The organism is Saccharopolyspora rosea (genome assembly GCF_025643595.1).
GTDB classification, from domain to species: Bacteria; Actinomycetota; Actinomycetes; order Mycobacteriales; family Pseudonocardiaceae; genus Saccharopolyspora; species Saccharopolyspora rosea.
Genome location: NZ_CP102826.1, coordinates 1,448,829 through 1,465,627, shown reverse-complemented (window position 1 = coordinate 1,465,627; position 16,799 = coordinate 1,448,829). Strand labels below are relative to the sequence as shown.

Below are 16,799 nucleotides of genomic sequence, written 5' to 3'. Positions count from 1 at the left end.
GCCTGAGCCGATCACGGGACGAGGTAGATCACGGCGAACAGGCCGATCCACACGATGTCGACGAAGTGCCAGTAGTAGGACACCACGATCGCGGCGATGGCCTGAGCAGGCGTGAACTTGCTGAGCTTCGTCCGGATGATCAGGAAGACGAACGCGACCAGACCACCGATGACGTGCAGCCCGTGGAAGCCGGTCGTCAGGTAGAAGACCGTGCCGTAGGCCGACGAGGCGATGGTCGTCGCGTGTTCGGTCACCAGCTGGTAGTACTCGCCGGCCTGACCGACCACGAAGATCGCGCCCATGATCAGCGTGACCACGTACCACCTGCGGAGGCCGAAGACGTCGCCCCGCTCGGCCGCGAACACGCCCCACTGGCAGGTGAAGGACGATGCCACCAGGATGATCGTGAACGGGAGGGCGTACGGGAGGTTCAGGTGAGTGGGCGGTGGTGGCCACTCGCCCTCGTTCTGCGCCTTCACCGTGAAGAACATGGCGAAGAGCCCAGCGAAGAACATCAGCTCGCTGGCCAACCAAACGATGGTGCCCACGCTGACCATGTTCGGCCGGTTCAGCGAGTGCACGCGTTGACTGATTGAGGGCGCTGCCGTTGTCACGCGACGCATTATGTCTTGCACGTTTTCCGCTCGCGCCCTCGGGTCCGGACGTCTGCCGCAGGGTGATCGGATTGCGACCCGGAGGTGACACACCGTGAAAGGCATTCGCGAACTGTGGGCCCGCTGGACCGGCTCCGCGCACGGCCGCCGGCGCACCGTCGTCGACCCGGACGATCCGGAGCTGGAAGTGGTCGTCGAATCGTTCGACGAGACCGAGGCAGCGTCGGCGGCATTGGCCCGCGCGACCCGGTGGCAACCCGATCTGCCTGCGGTTTTGCGCCACCACCTGGCACTGCCCGACGAGCGCCTGGAGGCCGCCCGCGCGCTGTTGACCGCGGACGGCTGGCAGCTCCGCCCGGGTGGTCGGGGTCGCGGAGAAGGTCTGATCCCGCTGGTCGCGCTGCGTGTGCAGAAACTGGACGCGTTGCATTGCTCACAGGAGACCTCGCGGATGGCGGGCCTCGCGCAGCGGCACGACGGCCGGTCGTTCGGCTGGGACGCGCTGCAACCCGGGTGATCGATTCGGCCGGGTGACTACTGCCCGGACCCGCCGGGCGGATAGCATCCGAAATCACAGCGCCGACAGGGGCCACTTCGCCGACCAGCGAGGAGAACGTGATGAGCACACCGACCACGACCGTTCTCGTGTTCAGCCACCGCCCCGAGGTCCGGGAGGCCATCATCACGGCGATCGGCCGTCGGCCGGCCCCCGACCTGGGCCGCCTGCACTACGTCGAGGCCGAGACCGTCGCCGACGTGCTCAGCGAGGTCGACGCGGCCAGGGCGGACCTGGTCATCCTGGACGGCGAGGCCCAGCCCACCGGTGGCATGGGCGTGTCGCGGCAGCTGAAGAACGAGATCACCGAGTGCCCGCCGGTCATCGTCGCGGTCCGCCGCAAGGACGACCGATGGCTGGCGACCTGGTCGCAGGCCGACGCGGTGCTGGTCCACCCGCTGGACCCGCTCGCGGCGGCCGAGACGGTGGCGGAAGTGCTGCGCACGAAGGGAAAACCGGTCGTCCCCGCCTGACGCGGGGCCGACCGCCGGGCACGACGGGACGATGAGCGTGGGAACCACGGCGGGACACTGGGCGGCCATGCTGGGGAGCCTGGTCGCGGGCGAGGACCTCTCCGCGGAGGACACCGCCTGGGCCATGGACCTGATCATGACCGGGGAGGCGAGCCCGGCCCGAGTCGCCGCGTTCGTCGTGGCGCTGCGGGCCAAGGGCGAGACCCCCGCGGAAGTGCTCGGCCTGGCCGACGCGATGCTCGCCCACGCCCTCCCGCTGGACATCTCGCGCCGCGCGATCGACATCGTCGGCACCGGCGGCGACCGCAGCGGCAGTGTGAACATCTCGACCATGGCCTCGGTCGTCGTGGCCGCGACGGGGCGCACGGTGGTCAAGCACGGCAACCGCGCCGCGTCGTCCAAGTGCGGCACCGCGGACGTGCTGGAGACCCTCGGCGTCGCCATCGACCTCCCGCCGGAGGGCGTGCGGCGGTGCGTCGAAGAGGTCGGAATCGGGTTCTGCTTCGCCCCGGTGTTCCACCCCGCGTTCAAGTACACCGCCGGTCCGCGCCGCGAGATCGGCATCCCCACGGCGTTCAACATCCTGGGGCCGCTCACCAACCCGGCGCTGCCCTCGGCGGGCCTGATCGGCTGCGCGGACCCCCGCCTCGCGCCGGTGATGGCCGAGGTCTTCGCCAACCGCGGCAGCTCGGTCCTGCTGGTGCGCGGCGATGACGGGATGGACGAGATCACCACCACCGCCGACAGCACGGTCTGGGTGGTCCGCGAGGGCACCGTCCGCGAGGAGCGCATCGCCCTCACCGATCACGGCATCCCGTACAGCACGGCGGCCGATCTCCAGGGCGGGGACGCCGAGGTCAACGCGGAAGCCGTGCGGGAACTGCTGAGGGGCACCAAGGGTCCTGTGCGCGACGCTGTCGTGCTGAACGCGGCGGGCGCGATGGTCGCCTACGACGGGCCCGGAAACGACCTCCAGGCCGAAATCAGCGCCGGGCTCGAACGCGCCGAGCAGGCCATCGACTCCGGGGCGGCCGCGGAACTCCTCGCCCGCTGGGCCGAACGCTCCACCGCCCTCGCCATCGAACTCGGCTGACGGGCACCGGCCCGGGGCAGCGGGCGTTCAGCCCTGGTCGAAACCGATGGAGAAGGCCGCCTCGGCGTCGCGCCGGGAGTAGCTGCGGAAAGCGATGTGGGTGTCGGTGTCCAGGACGCCGTCGACCTTGTTGATGCGCCCGGGCACGATGTCGGCCAGGTCCTCGTGGCGCGGCACGCGGAGGATCGCGATCAGGTCGACATCGCCCGCGCAGGAGTACACCTCGTCCACGCCGTCCAGGTCGGCGATCTCCTGCGCCGCCTCGGCGAGGCGGTCGGCTGCGGTCTGGATCAGCACGATCGCGGTGATCACGGGTGGGACCTCCTGCTCTACGGCGGTGAGAAGGATCCTAAACCGCGTGCAGGCCCCCGAGTCCCGCGGGACTCGGGGGCCTGCACGTCCGTCGAACGCTCGCTCAGTGGTGGCTCGGGCCGGTGTGGTACTCGAACACCAGCCCGGCGACCATGATCAGCACGACGCCGACCGCGATGACGATCATCCACACGTGGAAGAACGCCAGCGCGATACCGGCGAAGGCGGCGGCTGCCGCCAGGCCGACCGGCCAGTAGCTGCCCGGGCTGAAGAAGCCCAGCTCACCGGCACCGTCACTGATCTCCGCGTCCGGGTTGTCCTCCGGACGCTCCTCGATCCGGCGAGCAACGAACTGGAAGTAAGTGCCGATGATCAGCGACAGCCCACCCACCAGGATCAGCGCCACCGTGCCCACCGGCTCCTTCGCCCACAGTCCGTACACGATCGCGGACAGGAAGAAGAAGACGGTGATGACGTTGAAGATCCTCGCTTCGACCTTCATGGAGTCCTCGCTCTCATGCCCTACGCCCTGCCGAGGGCACCCCTACTTGGTAGTCCCGCTCACGCGCCCGAAGGCTGCCCGGAGGTGCGGTCGGTGTTGAACGGGACGCTGGTCACCGCGTGCGGGGTGCACAGCTCGCCGCACTTCATCTCGCTCAGCGCCTCGGCGGCGGTGTACGGCTGACCGGTACGCGGGTTCACCTGCGTCCGCAGCCGCATGTACTGGTCGAACTTGTCCGGGGACAACGCGCGGACCTCGAAGTTCATCATCGAGTGGTAGGTACCGCACAGCTCGGCGCAGCGGCCGACGAACGAGCCCTCCTTGTCGATGACGTTCTGGAACACGTCGTCCTGGTTGTTCTTCTCCGGGTCCGGGAAGGTGTCCCGCTTGAAGTGGAACTCCGGAACGAAGAACGAGTGGATGACGTCCGTCGACCGCAGGTGGTACTCGACCCGCTGGTTGGTCGGCAGGACCAGCAGCGGGATCTCGTTGCTGCTGCCCACGGTCCGGACCGGCTGCCCGTCCGGGGTCTTGTAACCCGGGTAGTCGAACTCCCAGTTCCACTGGAACGCGACCACGTTCACCGTCTGGTCCGGCTTCGCCGGCTTGGCCAGCACGTAGTTCTGCGTGACCGCGGTGAAGTAGAACAGCACCACGACCATCACGAACGGGATGGCCGTGTAGATCACTTCCAGCGGCAGGTTGTACTGGAACTGGCGCGGCAGTTCCTCGCTCTTCTTGCGGTGGAAGGCGACCGACCAGAAGATCAGCCCCCACACGATCACACCGACAATGAGTGCCGCGATGACCGACCAAGTCCACAGCTGCCGCATCGCATCGGCCTGCGGGGTGACACCCGTCGGCCACCCGAACCGCAGGACCTCGTCGGTCGAGCAGCCCGTGGCCGCGACACCAACCAGGCCGATCAGCCCAGCGACTTTGACCAGCCGTGGCACTCGGGTCCCCTCCTTCAGGCCCACTGCGCGACGCCTCCTCGTGCAAAACTCACCGATGCGGCCCACGATCGGGTCCGCCCGGTCCGGGCGATGGCCCGATCTGCCGCCGGAATCCTGCGGCGAGCCTAGCCCAGGTGTAGCCGCGATACTGCTTCGGGGTCACCCTGGGCGCCAGTCGGCGCCGCGAGCCGAGACGGAGATCACCACCGTCGTCACCAGGCGTGACCGATGAGCTCGTCAGCGGGGTCCGAACGGGCCCCGCGCGTGCACGCCGCGTGCGGGCAGACGGCATACTGGGGCGACCCGTGGGGGGCTGAAGACGACACCGCCGATCGAGAGGTGCACGAGACGCGTGTGCGGCCTGATTGGACTCATTTGTCCCACCGAAGAGAATGCCGGCTATGCCGTTAACGCCGTGGCCAACGCGCTGCCGTGTCAACGACACCGGGGACCCGACGAGAGCGACACCTGGCAGGGCGGCGAGGTGGTCTTCGGCTTCAACCGGCTGTCGATCATCGACCTGGAGCACTCGCACCAGCCGCTGACGTGGGGCCCGCCCGAGGACCCGCAGCGCTACACGATCAACTTCAACGGCGAGATCTACAACTACCTTGAGTTGCGCGCCGAACTGGTCGAACGGTTCGGGGCCCGGTTCAACACCGACGGCGACACCGAGGTCATCGTCGCCGCGTACCACTACCTCGGCCCGTCCATGGTCGGTCGGCTGCGCGGCATGTTCGCGTTCCTGATCTGGGACAACCAGCGCCGCGTGGTGTTCGGGGCGCGCGACCCCTTCGGCATCAAGCCGCTGTTCTGCGCCTCGGGCCCGGGCGGTGTCGCTTTCGCCAGCGAGAAGAAGAGCCTGCTGAGCCTGGCGAACACGCTGCGGATCAACGAAGAGGTCGACCACAAGGCGATGCAGCACTACCTGGTGCTGCAGTACGTCCCGGAGCCCGAGACGCTGCACCGCTCGATCCGCAGGATCGAGTCCGGTACCTCGTTCACCGTGTCTCCCGGCGGCCAGGTGGTCACCGAGCGCTACTTCCACCCGAACTTCCGGCCGCGCCCGGTCAACACCGACACCGACGCCCGGCGGCTGCACGACGAGATCGTCGGCGTGATGCGCGACTCCGTGGCCAAGCACATGCGGGCGGACGTGACCGTGGGTGCGTTCCTGTCCGGCGGCATCGACTCGACGGCGATCGCCGCACTGGCCAAGGAGCACAACCCGAACCTGATCACGTTCACCACCGGGTTCGAGCGCCAGGGCTACTCGGAGGTCGACGTGGCCGCCGAGTCCGCGGCGGCGATCGGCGTCAAGCACGTGGTCCGCACCGTCTCCGCCGAGGAGATGATGGAGACCCTGCCGCTGATCGTGTGGTACCTCGACGACCCGGTGGCCGACCCGGCGCTGGTGCCGCTGTGGTTCATCGCCCGCGAGGCCCGCCAGCACGTCAAGGTGGTGCTCTCCGGCGAGGGCGCCGACGAGCTGTTCGGCGGCTACACGATCTACCGCGAGCCGCTGTCGCTGGCGCCGTTCGAGAAGGTTCCGGGCGCGCTGCGCAAGGCGATGGGGCGCGTGTCCTCGGCGATCCCCGAAGGCGTGCGCGGCAAGGACCTCCTGCGCCGCGGCTCGCTGAGCCTGGAGGAGCGCTACTACGGCAATGCCCGGATCTTCCGCGACGACCAGCTGCACAGCATCATGCGGAGCTTCGACCCGGGGGTCTCGCACAAGGACATCACCGCGGTCCCGTACCGCACGTCGGACGGGTGGGACCCGGTCACGCGCATGCAGCACGTGGACCTGTTCACCTGGCTGCGCGGCGACATCCTGGTCAAGGCCGACAAGATGACCATGGCCAACTCGCTTGAGCTGCGCGTGCCGTTCCTGGATCCCGAGGTCTTCCGGGTGGCGAGCACCGTGCCGCTGGAGCAGAAGATCACGAAGGAGACGACGAAGTACGCCCTGCGGCAGGCGATGCTGCAGGTCGTGCCGCCGCACGTCCTGAACCGGCGGAAGCTGGGCTTCCCGGTGCCGATCCGGCACTGGCTGCGCGACGAGATGCACGACTGGGCGCGCAACATCATCCAGCAGTCCCAGACCGACCACCTGCTGGACCGGTCGGCGGTGCTGCGCCTGCTGGAGGAGCACCGTTCCGGCGTGCTCGACCACAGCCGTCGGCTCTGGGCGCTGCTGGTGTTCATGCTCTGGCACGGGATCTTCATCGAGGGCCGTCTGTCGCCGGAGGTCCCGGAACCGCATTACCCGGTCCGCCTCTGAACGCAGCGCGATCCCGTCGAACGGCCTGTTCGTCCCGCGGGGACGGGCGGGCCGTTCGCCTACGCTGACCGCGTGGACGCTTTCGACGTCGGTGACGCGCCGGTGATCCTGGACGGCGGCCTGGCCACTGCGCTGGAGGCCCGCGGCCACGACCTCTCCGACGCCCTGTGGTCCGCACGGCTCCTGGCGGACGCGCCGTCGGAGATCGTGGCGGCGCATGAGGCGTTCTTCCGGGCCGGTGCGCAGGTCGCGATCACGGCGAGCTACCAGGCGAGTTTCGAGGGGTTCGTGGCGCGCGGCCTGCGCCGCGAGGAGGCCGCGGAGCTGATGCGGCGCAGCGTCCGGCTGGCGCGGCAGGCCGCCGGGCCGAGCGATCTCGTCGCGGCGTCCGTCGGTCCGTACGGGGCGATGCTCGCGGACGGTTCGGAGTACCGGGGCCGCTACGGCAGGACGGTGCGTGAACTGCGGTCTTTCCACCGACCGCGGATCGAAGCACTGGCCGCGGCCGAGCCCGACCTCTTCGCGCTGGAGACCGTCCCGGACGTCGACGAAGCCGAAGCGCTGGTGGACGCGGTGGCCGGCTTCGGCGTACCGGCCTGGCTGTCGTACTCCATCGCCGGCGAGCACACCCGCGCCGAGCAGCCACTGCCCGAAGCCTTCGCCGTCGCGCGGGATGTCGACGCGATCGTCGCCGTCGGGGTCAACTGCTCGGACCCGGACGACGTGCCCCGCGCGGTGCAGGTCGCGCGCGAGATCACCGGGAAACCGGTCGTCGCCTATCCGAACAGCGGCGAAAGCTGGGACGCGCGGCGGCGCGCCTGGACAGGCCCCGCCACGTTCTCGGCGTCCCGAGCGCGCGAGTGGTACGCGGCCGGTGCCCGGCTGATCGGCGGCTGCTGCCGCGTCGGTCCGGCCGAGATCGCCGCACTGGCCCGGGAATTCTGACGCGCACCACCCCTCCGACCTCTTCGCCGCAGCGGTCCTCCGCGGGCACGGCAACATGATCTGATGGATCTTCGAGATCTTCATGAACTCCATGATCCGGACTCGAACACCCGTTCGCCATTACACGATCAGGTGCAGCCCGCAGCGGATCAGAGCTCCGACAGCAGCGGGGTGACCTCGTCGGCCGCGGCGGAGCCGTAGGTCTCCTCGAACCGGCGCAGCGCCCGGTCCGCGTCGAGCGACCACTCCTGCGTTCCCGTGTCCTCCAGCACGTGGACCGCCACGAGAGCGCCGAGCTGCGCGGACCGTTCCCAGGAAAGTCCACTTCGGAATCCGGCGAGGAATCCGGCGCGGAAACCGTCGCCGACGCCGGTCGGGTCCACCTTGCCGCGCTCCGGGACGGCGGGCACGTGCAGCGGTTCGGCGTCCCCGACCGCGATCTCGACGCCCTTGTCCCCCAGCGTCGTCACGCGGACGCCCACGCACCGCCGGACGTCGGCCTCCGACCAGCCGGTCTTGCGCAGCAGCAGGTGCCATTCGTAGCTGTTGGCGAACAGCAGGTCGGCGCCCTCGACGACGCGGCGGGCCTGCTCACCGGTCAGCCGCGCGAGCTGCTGCGAGGGATCGGCGGCGAAGCGGAACCCGCGCTGTCGGCACTCCTGCGCGTGCCGCAGCATCGCCTGCGGGTCGTTGGGGCTGATCAGGACCAGGTCGGCGCCGGTCGCGGCGACGATCGGAGTCAGTTCGATGTTGCGGGCCTCGGCCATCGCACCGGTGTAGAACGTCGCGATCTGGTTGAACGCCTCGTCCGTGGTGCAGACGAACCGGGCGGTGTGCGCGACCTCGGACACGTGCACGCCGGAGCAGTCGACACCGTGGCGCTGCAGCCACGAGCGGTAGTCCGCGAAATCCCCGCCCACCGCGCCGACCAGCACCGGGTGCTGCCGGAGGACGCCGAGCGCGAAGGCGATGTTGGCCGCCGAGCCGCCGCGGTGCACGACCAGCTCGTCCACCAGGAAGCTCAGCGACAGGTTGTCCAGGTCCTCCGCGACCAGCTGGTCCGCGAAGCGGCCGGGGAAGCGCATCAGGTGGTCGGTGGCGATGCTGCCGGTGACGACGACGGGCACGGCGAGCCTCCCGGTCCGGGCACTTTCCGCGATGTCGGGCACACCGAGCGTACCCAGGGCAGGCCGGGACGGCCGCGGTTCGGCGGGGCGGAGAATGGGCGCATGCGCGAAGTGCAGATCCGCGACGACATGATCCGGCTGGGTCAGCTGCTCAAGCTGGCCGGTCTGGTCGGCAACGGCGCCGAGGCCAAGGTGCTGCTGGAGGAGGGCCAGGTCCGGGTCAACGGCGAGGTCGAGACCCGTCGCGGCAGGCAGCTGACCTCGGGCGACGAGGTGGTGCTCGGCGACGGCGACGAGGCGATCCGGGTCGCCACGGCCTGACCGCCACCGCACGTCGGGCGCGATCGTGCCGCGCCCGGTTCGCACGGGCCAGCACCGGGGTCAGCGGGGTTCCCGGGCTGCGCTCCGAGTCACGAAGGCGGTGCTCGTGGGCAGTTCGCGGCCCTGGCCGAATCGGCGCGCGCGACCGACGCGACCACCGCCGACCGCGACTGGCGTCGAACGCGCGGCGACCGCGTACGTCACCGGCCTGCCGAGCCCGTCCTGAACGCGAGAAAGGCCGGTGCCCCGCGGGCACCGGCCACACGCCAGATCGGCGGTACCGCCGTCAGTGGAAGGAATCGCCGCAGGCGCAGGAGCCACCGGCGTTCGGGTTGTCGATGGTGAAGCCCTGCTTCTCGATGGTGTCGACGAAGTCGATCACCGCGCCCTCCAGGTAGGGAGCGCTCATCCGGTCGACGACCACGCCGAGACCCTCGAACTCGCGCCGGGCATCCCCGTCGAGGGTGCGCTCGTCGAAGAACAGCTGGTACCGCAGGCCCGCGCAGCCACCGGGCTGGACGGCGATGCGCAGGTGCATGTCGTCGCGGCCCTCCTGGTCGAGCAGGGCCTTGGCCTTCTGGGCCGCCGCTTCGGTCAACGTCACACCGTGGGCGGGCGCCTCGGTCTCGGTCGTGGTGTCTGGGGCGGTCATGGACTCTCCCTAGAGGTCTCGCTCGTCCGATTCCGGCGTGAGGTGCAACCCCACGTGGAGCCGGGCTATTCCCGCGGGCGGACCCGGGGACTGTCTTCCTCAGCCCATGGTGGCACAGTTCCGCGCCGAACTGGTGTGACCGGCCTGGCGAACCGACCTCGACGCGGGCCGCCGCGCGGTCTCGTTCATCACACCAGAACCCGTCGAATACCCTGGAGGTGTGAGGTTCCTTCGCCGCAACAGCGCTGAGCAGACCGCCCCGACCGAGTCCGAGCCCGATGCTGCCCAGTCGGCGGAGCATGTCACCAACAACAACCGCACGCCCAAGAAGGGACGCCCGACGCCGAAGCGCCGGGAGGTCGAGGGCAAGCGCCGCGGCCCGGTGCCGCCGCCCCCGAAAACCCAGCGGGAGGCCGCCAAGCGCGCCCGCGGCACCAAGGAGGAGCGGCGCAAGGCCGCCCAGGAGCGGCGCGAACGCATGATGCAGGGCGACGACCGCTACCTGATGCCGCGCGACAAGGGACCGGTGCGCGCGTACGTGCGCGACATCGTCGACACCCGGCGTCACCTGATGGGCCTGTTCATGCCGATCGTGCTGGTCGTCTTCGCCGCGACCCTGACGCAGAACCTGGTGATCCAGCAGTACGCGACGTTGGTGTGCATGGCGATCCTGATCATGATGGTCATCGAGGGAACCCTGCTGGGCATGCACGTGAACAAGCGGGTCCGCAAGAAGTTCCCGAAGGCGCAGGACCGGTCCATGTCGCTGGGGTGGTACGCGTTCACCCGCGCCATGCAGATCCGCAAGCTGCGGGTTCCCCGCCCCCGCTACTCGCCGAAGGACGCCGCCTCGATCGACTGAGCGCGCACCGGCCGCCCGCGGAACTCCCCTAGGCTCGGGCGCATGGAGTTTCGTCGTCTTGGCAACAGCGGCCTGTCCATCAGCGAGATCGCGTACGGCAACTGGCTGACCCACGGGTCGCAGGTCGAGGAGGAGCAGGCCCGCAAGTGCGTGCAGGCCGCGCTGGACGCGGGCATCACCACGTTCGACACCGCCGACGTCTACGCGCAGACCCGGGCCGAGTCGGTGCTCGGCCGCGCGCTGTCCGAGGCGCGCCGGGAGAGCGTGGAGATCTTCACCAAGGTCTTCTTCCCGACCGGTTCGGGTCCCAACGACCGCGGTCTGGGGCGCAAGCACATCATCGAGTCGTGCAACGCCTCGCTGCGGCGTTTGCAGACCGACTACGTCGACCTCTACCAGGCGCACCGGTTCGACCCCTCGGTGCCGCTGGAGGAGACCATGACGGCCTTCGCCGACCTGGTGCGCCAGGGCAAGGCCCTCTACATCGGCGTCTCGGAGTGGACTGCGGAGCAGATCACCCGCGGCGCCGAGCTGGCCCGCGAGCTCTCGGTCCCGCTGATCTCCAACCAGCCGCAGTACTCGATGCTGTGGCGGGTCATCGAGCCCCAGGTCATCCCGGCCTGCGAACGCGAGGGCATCGGCCAGATCGTGTGGTCGCCGATCGCCCAGGGCGTCCTGACCGGCAAGTACCTCCCCGGACAGCAGCCCCCGGAGGGCTCCCGCGCCACCGACCGGTCGGGCGGTGCCGACATGATCTCCCGTTGGATGCGCGACGAGGTGTTGGAGGCCGTCCAGCAGCTCAAGCCGATCGCCTCCGACCTGGACCTGTCCCTGGCGCAGCTCGCCGTGGCCTGGGTGCTGCAGAACCCGAACGTCTCCGCGGCGATCATCGGCGCGTCCCGACCGGAACAGGTCCAGGAGAACGCCGCCGCGGCCGGTGTCCGCATCCCCGAGGACGCCCTCGCCAAGATCGACGACGTCCTCGGCGACCTCATCACCAGCGACCCACGTCACACCGCGTCGCACTGACCTCTTCCCCGGCGGGTGCGGGCGGGTAGCGTCGCCGCGGCAGTTCGGTCCCTGTGCTGCGGAGGTCGTCCTTGGCGTCGCGAACCCTGGTGCTCGGTGGTGCCCGGTCGGGCAAGTCGGCGCACGCCGAGGGGCTGGTCGGGCAGGACGAGGCCGTCACCTACGTGGCGACCGCGCGGCAGGTGCCCGGTGACGACGAGTGGGCGGCGCGGATCGCCGCGCACGTCGCCCGGCGTCCGTCCGGGTGGCGGACCGTGGAGGCCGGTGCACCGGATGAATTGCCCGCGGTGCTGGACGGAGCCGGTGCCGGGGACGTGCTGCTGGTCGACGACGTCGCGACCTGGCTGACCGGAGCGCTCGACGACGCCGGTGCGTGGGAGCGGGATCCCGCCGCGCTCGACGTCGTCGCCGGGCACTGCGACGCGCTGGTGGCGGCCACCGGGCGGTGCGCCGCGCGGCTGGTGTTCGTGTCCGCCGAGGTCGGGTTGGGGATCGTCCCCACGACCAGGTCTGGAAGACTCTTCCGCGACGAGCTGGGAGCGCTCAACGCTCGGCTCGCCGAGTCGTGCGACGAGGTTCTCCTGCTGGTGGCCGGGGTTCCGCTCCGGCTGCGCTGATCTACCACGGAGGTTCCACGTGTCCACCGACCCCACCGCGATCCGGTTCCCGGAGGTCCCCGCGCCCGACGAGCAGGCCCGGCGGCAGGCCGTCGTGCGCCAGGAGCTGCTGACCAAACCGGCCGGTTCCCTGGGACGCCTGGAGGAGATCGGGGTGTGGGTGGCCGCCAGGCAGGGCACGTGCCCGCCGCGGCCGTTCGACCGCGCCCGGGTGGTCGTGTTCGCCGGTGACCACGGCATCGCCCAGCACGGCGTGTCCGCCTACCCCAGCGAGGTCACCGGGCAGATGGTCCGCAACTTCCTGGACGGCGGTGCGGCGGTGAACGTGCTCGCGGCCAACGCGGGCGCCACCGTCCGCGTGGTCGACGTGGCCGTCGACGCCGACACCCCGGCCGCGGTCAGCGCCCGCAAGATCCGCCGCAGCTCCGGCTCGATCGACCGCGAGGACGCGCTCACCGCCGAGCAGGCCCGGGCTGCGCTCAACGTCGGCCGGGCGGTCGCCGACGAGGAGATCGACTCCGGCGCCGACCTGCTGATCGCCGGGGACATGGGCATCGGCAACACCACCCCGGCGGCGGTGCTGATCGCGGCGCTGACCGGAACCGAGCCGGTGGCCGTCGTCGGACGCGGCACCGGCATCGACGACCGGGCCTGGATGCGCAAGACGGCGGCTATCCGCGACGCGCTGCGCCGCGCCCGCAAGGTGCTCGACGACCCGGTCGCGCTGCTGCGGACCTCGGCCGGTGCGGACATCGCCGCGCTGAGCGGTTTCCTCGCGCAGGCCGCGGTGCGGCGCACCCCGGTGATCCTCGACGGTGTCGTGGTCGGCGCCGCCGCGCTGGTCGCCGAGGAGCTGGCGCCGGGCGCTCGGCAGTGGTGGCTGGCCGGCCACCGGTCCGCCGAGCCGGGCGGCCGGCTGGTGCTCGACCACCTCGACCTGCAGCCCATCGTCGACCTGCAGCTCCGGCTCGGCGAGGGGTCCGGGGCGCTGACGGCGCTGCCGCTGGTCACCGCCGCGGTCCGGGTGCTCGGCGAGATGGCTACGTTCGCCGAGGCCGGAGTGGGCGGCCCCACCGAGTCGGAGGCGATCGGTCCGGCCGCCGAGTCCAGCGAGCTGTGACGCCGTGGACGGTCTGCGGCTGGCGGTCTCGTGGCTGAGCGTCGTGCCCGTGGGCACCGACCGCGTCGACGAGCGCACCTGCCGGCAGGCGATCTCCCTCGCTCCGCTGGTGGGCGTGGTCATCGGGGCGTTCGGCGCGGCGGTGCTGTGGCTGCTGAGCCTCCTCGGAGCGCCGCCACTGCTCGCCGGACTGCTGACGGTGACCGCGTTCGTGCTGGTCACCAGGGGTATGCACGTCGACGGGCTGGCCGACACCGTGGACGGGCTGGGCTGCTACGGACCTCCTGAGCGCGCGTTGAGCGTGATGCGCGACGGCGGCGCCGGGCCGTTCGCGGTCGTGGCGCTGGTGCTCGCCCTCGGGGTGCAGGCGGTGAGCCTGTCCGCACTGGTCGGCAACCCCGCCGCCGTCGTCCTGGCCTGCGCGGTCGGCCGGGCGGGTTTCGTGCTGGGCTGCCGGGAGGGCGTCGGCTCGGCCCGCCCCGAGGGCATGGGAGCCCTGGTCGCGGGCAGCCAGCGCACCTGGCTCGTGGCCGCGTGGTGGCTGGCGCTGGTCGTGCTCGGGTTCGCCGCGGGGTGGCGCGGCGCGGTCGCGGTGGTGCTGGCCGGTGCCGTGCTGGTCGCCCTGATCGGCCACGTCCAGCGCCGCTTCGGCGGCATCACCGGTGACGTGCTCGGGGCGTCGTCGGAACTGGCCACCACGGTCGTGCTCGCGGTCTGCGCGTTCGGCTGATCACCCGCCCGCGACCGACGGGATCACCTGGATCTCGGCGCCGTCGGCGAGGCGTGTCGCCGCGCCGCCAAGGTTCCGGCACTCCTCGCCGTCCACGTAGAAGTTGACGTACCGGCGCAGTGCCCTGGTCTCATCCCGGAGCCTGCGCTCCAGGGCGGGGTGCCGCGTCCGCACCTCGTCCAGCGCCCCGGCGAGCGTCGGCTCGCCGTCGAGGTCCAGTTCGAGCCGCGCCACCCCGTCCGCGCTCGCCCGCAGCACCTGCGGCACCAGCAACGTGACCCGCATGACCGCCTCCTCACACCACCGCGGCGCGCACCGACATGACGTCGGGCAGGTGCGCCGCGACCTGCCGCCAGCTCTCCCCCTCGTCGCGGCTGGCGTACACCTCGCCCGACCGGGAACCGAAGTACACGCCCGCCGGGTCGGCGTCGTCGAGCCACAGCGCGTCGCGCATCACCGCTGACCAGAACACCTCCGGCAACCCCGCGGACAGCCCGCTCCACGTCCCGCCCGCGTCCGCGCTGCGGAACACCCGGCACCGGCCGTCCGGCGGGAACCGGCGCATGTCCGCGACCAGCGGGAAGCCGTAGACGACGTCCGGCCGGTGCGGGTGCACGGCGATCGGGAAGCCGAAGTCGCTGGGCAGCCCCTCGGCGATGGAGTGCCACGACGCCCCGCCGTCATCGCTGCGGTAGACGCCGTGGTGGTTCTGCAGGAACAACCGCTCCGGAACCGCCGGGTGACAGCTGATCTTGTGCACGCACTGCCCCCACTCCGGGTACGGATCGGGGAGGAACTTCGCCTGCACCCCGCTGTTGCTCGGATGCCAGGTCGTACCGCCGTCCTCGCTGCGGTACACCCCGCCCGCCGAGATCGCGACCGCGACCCGCCGGTGATCGCGCGGGTGCGGGATGACGGTGTGCAACCCGAGCCCGCCGAACCCGGGCGACCAACGGGCCCGGTGCGGGTGGTCCCACAACCCGCGCACCAGCCGGAAGCTCCGGCCGCCGTCCTCGGAGCGGAACAGCGCGGCCGGTTCGGTCCCGGCGTAGACCACGTCGGGCTCGTCGTCGGGTCCGGGCGCCAGCTGCCAGACGCGCTGCAGCGCGGCCCCGGTGTCCTCCGGGAACGCGATCGGCGCCGCGTCGGACTCCTGCCACGTCCGGCCGAGGTCGTCGCTGATCGCGACGCCCGGCCCCCAATGGCTGCTGGACGTGCCGACGAGCAGGCGCGGGGTGGACCGCCGGGTGTCGATGGCGACCGCGTAGATCTCCGACATCGGCAGGTGCGGGCCGGACAACTCCCAGCCGATCCGGCCGTCATGGCTGGTGGCCAGCCACAGCCCCTTCCGCGTGCCGATCATGAGCAGGACGGGCTCGGTCATGGCGTCCTCCTGGAGTCCTGGGTGTGCACCCTGTTGGACTCCAGGAGGACCCGGAATTCATCGGTCGGTCGGCGCGGGGCCTCAGGCCAGCTTGACCATCCAGTCGTGGGAGTCGGCGACCGCGCCGTGCTGGATGCCGGTCAGCCGCTCGCGCAGCTTCATGGTCACCTCGCCGGGCTTGCCGTCGGCGATGGCGAACTCGCCGTCCCGGTGCTTGACGTGCCCGACGGGGGTGATCACCGCGGCGGTGCCGCAGGCGAAGACCTCGGTGAGCTCACCGCTGGCGGCCTTCTTCTCCCACTCGTCGACGGTGACCCGCCGCTCCTCGACCTGCATGCCCAGTTCGCGACCCAGCTCCAGCAGCGAGGAACGGGTCACGCCCGGCAGCAGGCTGCCGGACAACGAGGGCGTCACCAGACGGGCGTCGGAACCCGAACCGAACACGAAGAACAGGTTCATGCCGCCCATTTCCTCGACGACCTGGCGCTCGCACGCGTCCAACCAGACCACCTGGTCGCAGCCCTTCTCCAGGGCCTGCGCCTGGGCGGCGAACGAGGCGGCGTAGTTGCCCGCGAACTTCGCCGCGCCGGTGCCGCCCGGGGCGGCGCGCACGTACTCGTGGCTCAACCACACGGTCACCGGCTTGATGCCGCCGGCGAAGTAGGAGCCGGACGGCGAAGCGATCAGCGCGTACAGGTAGGAGTTGGCCGGGTGGTTCACCCCGAGGCCGATCTCGGTGGAGATCATGAACGGCCGCAGGTACAGCGAACTCTCCTCGGCGGAGGGCACCCACGCCGAATCCACGGCGAGCAGCTCGCGCAGCGAGGCCAGGAACAGCTCCTCGGGCAGCTCCGGCATCGCGATGCGCTGCGCCGACTGCTGGAAGCGGCGCGCGTTGGCGTCGGGCCGGAACGCGGCGATCGAGCCGTCGGGCTGCCGGTACGCCTTCAGCCCCTCGAAGATCGCCTGCGCGTAGTGCAGGACCGAGGTCGCCGGGTCGAACTCCAGCGCGTGGTACGGCTCGACGCGGGCGTCGTGCCAGCCCTGCTCCTCGGACCAGCGGATCGTCACCATGTGGTCGGTGAAGTACCGTCCGAACCCCGGATTCGCCAGTACCTCCGCGCGGCGCTCGTCGGTGGCCGGTCGCGGGCTGGGGGTCCGGGTGAAAGACAGTGCTTCGCTCATGCGCGTACCGTATCGCGCGCCCGCGATCAGTGGAAACCGG

At 70.8% G+C, this 16,799-nt stretch carries 20 protein-coding genes; 11 read left to right on the top strand and 9 right to left on the bottom strand.

All coding sequences use genetic code 11. The features are described from left to right. Positions 1 to 11: 11 nt before the first annotated feature. A complete protein-coding gene (ctaE, locus tag NV263_RS07225) occupies positions 12 to 623 on the bottom strand; it encodes an aa3-type cytochrome oxidase subunit III (protein ID WP_263251784.1) in 612 nt (203 codons plus the stop codon). An 85-nt stretch (positions 624 to 708) separates the two neighbouring features. Here ctaE and NV263_RS07220 point away from each other — a divergent pair, with 85 nt between their 5' ends. The 3 genes from NV263_RS07220 to trpD all read left to right on the top strand — a co-directional run bounded on the left by NV263_RS07220 (position 709) and on the right by trpD (position 2,736). Further along, on the top strand, positions 709 to 1,131 hold the full coding sequence (locus NV263_RS07220) for a hypothetical protein (RefSeq protein WP_317630402.1): 423 nt from the start codon (positions 709 to 711) through the stop codon (positions 1,129 to 1,131). 101 nt (positions 1,132 to 1,232) lie between these two features. Continuing rightward, complete coding sequence (locus NV263_RS07215; RefSeq protein ID WP_263251783.1) at positions 1,233 to 1,643, top strand: response regulator; 411 nt, start codon at positions 1,233 to 1,235, stop codon at positions 1,641 to 1,643. Between the two features lie 31 nt (positions 1,644 to 1,674). Further along, complete coding sequence (gene trpD / locus NV263_RS07210; protein ID WP_263251782.1) at positions 1,675 to 2,736, top strand: anthranilate phosphoribosyltransferase; 1,062 nt, start codon at positions 1,675 to 1,677, stop codon at positions 2,734 to 2,736. Between the two features lie 27 nt (positions 2,737 to 2,763). On the opposite strand, the gene NV263_RS07205 is transcribed toward trpD, so the two are convergent. From NV263_RS07205 to ctaC, 3 genes are all read right to left on the bottom strand, one after another. Further along, on the bottom strand, positions 2,764 to 3,048 hold the full coding sequence (locus NV263_RS07205; protein WP_263251781.1) for an Lrp/AsnC family transcriptional regulator: 285 nt from the start codon (positions 3,046 to 3,048) through the stop codon (positions 2,764 to 2,766). Positions 3,049 to 3,151: 103 nt separating this feature from the next. Continuing rightward, positions 3,152 to 3,550, bottom strand: coding sequence for a cytochrome c oxidase subunit 4 (locus NV263_RS07200; protein WP_263251780.1), 399 nt, complete (start codon positions 3,548 to 3,550; stop codon positions 3,152 to 3,154). A gap of 59 nt (positions 3,551 to 3,609) precedes the next feature. Further along, positions 3,610 to 4,530, bottom strand: a complete 921-nt coding sequence (ctaC, locus tag NV263_RS07195) for an aa3-type cytochrome oxidase subunit II (RefSeq protein WP_263251779.1) — start codon at positions 4,528 to 4,530, stop codon at positions 3,610 to 3,612. 328 nt (positions 4,531 to 4,858) lie between these two features. Here ctaC and asnB point away from each other — a divergent pair, with 328 nt between their 5' ends. Continuing rightward, complete coding sequence (asnB, locus tag NV263_RS07190) at positions 4,859 to 6,787, top strand: asparagine synthase (glutamine-hydrolyzing) (RefSeq protein ID WP_263251778.1); 1,929 nt, start codon at positions 4,859 to 4,861, stop codon at positions 6,785 to 6,787. Between the two features lie 72 nt (positions 6,788 to 6,859). Continuing rightward, complete coding sequence (gene mmuM, locus NV263_RS07185; RefSeq protein WP_263251777.1) at positions 6,860 to 7,732, top strand: homocysteine S-methyltransferase; 873 nt, start codon at positions 6,860 to 6,862, stop codon at positions 7,730 to 7,732. A gap of 149 nt (positions 7,733 to 7,881) precedes the next feature. On the opposite strand, the gene NV263_RS07180 is transcribed toward mmuM, so the two are convergent. Next, complete coding sequence (locus NV263_RS07180; protein ID WP_263254094.1) at positions 7,882 to 8,817, bottom strand: carbohydrate kinase family protein; 936 nt, start codon at positions 8,815 to 8,817, stop codon at positions 7,882 to 7,884. 144 nt (positions 8,818 to 8,961) lie between these two features. Here NV263_RS07180 and NV263_RS07175 point away from each other — a divergent pair, with 144 nt between their 5' ends. Beyond that, positions 8,962 to 9,180, top strand: coding sequence for an RNA-binding S4 domain-containing protein (locus NV263_RS07175; RefSeq protein WP_263251776.1), 219 nt, complete (start codon positions 8,962 to 8,964; stop codon positions 9,178 to 9,180). Positions 9,181 to 9,466: 286 nt separating this feature from the next. On the opposite strand, the gene NV263_RS07170 is transcribed toward NV263_RS07175, so the two are convergent. Then, complete coding sequence (locus tag NV263_RS07170; protein ID WP_263251775.1) at positions 9,467 to 9,832, bottom strand: HesB/IscA family protein; 366 nt, start codon at positions 9,830 to 9,832, stop codon at positions 9,467 to 9,469. Between the two features lie 220 nt (positions 9,833 to 10,052). Here NV263_RS07170 and NV263_RS07165 point away from each other — a divergent pair, with 220 nt between their 5' ends. From NV263_RS07165 to NV263_RS07145, 5 genes are all read left to right on the top strand, one after another. Continuing rightward, on the top strand, positions 10,053 to 10,694 hold the full coding sequence (locus tag NV263_RS07165) for a DUF3043 domain-containing protein (protein WP_263251774.1): 642 nt from the start codon (positions 10,053 to 10,055) through the stop codon (positions 10,692 to 10,694). A gap of 42 nt (positions 10,695 to 10,736) precedes the next feature. Continuing rightward, positions 10,737 to 11,723, top strand: a complete 987-nt coding sequence (locus NV263_RS07160) for an aldo/keto reductase family protein (protein ID WP_263251773.1) — start codon at positions 10,737 to 10,739, stop codon at positions 11,721 to 11,723. A gap of 71 nt (positions 11,724 to 11,794) precedes the next feature. After that, on the top strand, positions 11,795 to 12,340 hold the full coding sequence (cobU, locus tag NV263_RS07155; protein ID WP_263251772.1) for a bifunctional adenosylcobinamide kinase/adenosylcobinamide-phosphate guanylyltransferase: 546 nt from the start codon (positions 11,795 to 11,797) through the stop codon (positions 12,338 to 12,340). 19 nt (positions 12,341 to 12,359) lie between these two features. After that, positions 12,360 to 13,460: a nicotinate-nucleotide--dimethylbenzimidazole phosphoribosyltransferase gene (gene cobT, locus NV263_RS07150; RefSeq protein WP_263251771.1), complete on the top strand. Its 1,101-nt coding sequence runs from the start codon at positions 12,360 to 12,362 to the stop codon at positions 13,458 to 13,460. A 4-nt stretch (positions 13,461 to 13,464) separates the two neighbouring features. Then, a complete protein-coding gene (locus NV263_RS07145; RefSeq protein WP_263251770.1) occupies positions 13,465 to 14,190 on the top strand; it encodes an adenosylcobinamide-GDP ribazoletransferase in 726 nt (241 codons plus the stop codon). Here the strand turns inward: NV263_RS07145 and NV263_RS07140 are convergent, their stop codons facing one another. From NV263_RS07140 to NV263_RS07130, 3 genes are all read right to left on the bottom strand, one after another. Then, the gene (locus tag NV263_RS07140) at positions 14,191 to 14,475 is read right to left on the bottom strand and encodes a MoaD/ThiS family protein (protein ID WP_263251769.1); all 285 of its coding nucleotides are present in this window, start codon (positions 14,473 to 14,475) and stop codon (positions 14,191 to 14,193) included. A gap of 10 nt (positions 14,476 to 14,485) precedes the next feature. Next, a complete protein-coding gene (locus NV263_RS07135; RefSeq protein ID WP_263251768.1) occupies positions 14,486 to 15,574 on the bottom strand; it encodes a WD40/YVTN/BNR-like repeat-containing protein in 1,089 nt (362 codons plus the stop codon). A gap of 81 nt (positions 15,575 to 15,655) precedes the next feature. Continuing rightward, positions 15,656 to 16,759: a branched-chain amino acid aminotransferase gene (locus tag NV263_RS07130; RefSeq protein WP_263251767.1), complete on the bottom strand. Its 1,104-nt coding sequence runs from the start codon at positions 16,757 to 16,759 to the stop codon at positions 15,656 to 15,658. Positions 16,760 to 16,799: the final 40 nt, after the last annotated feature.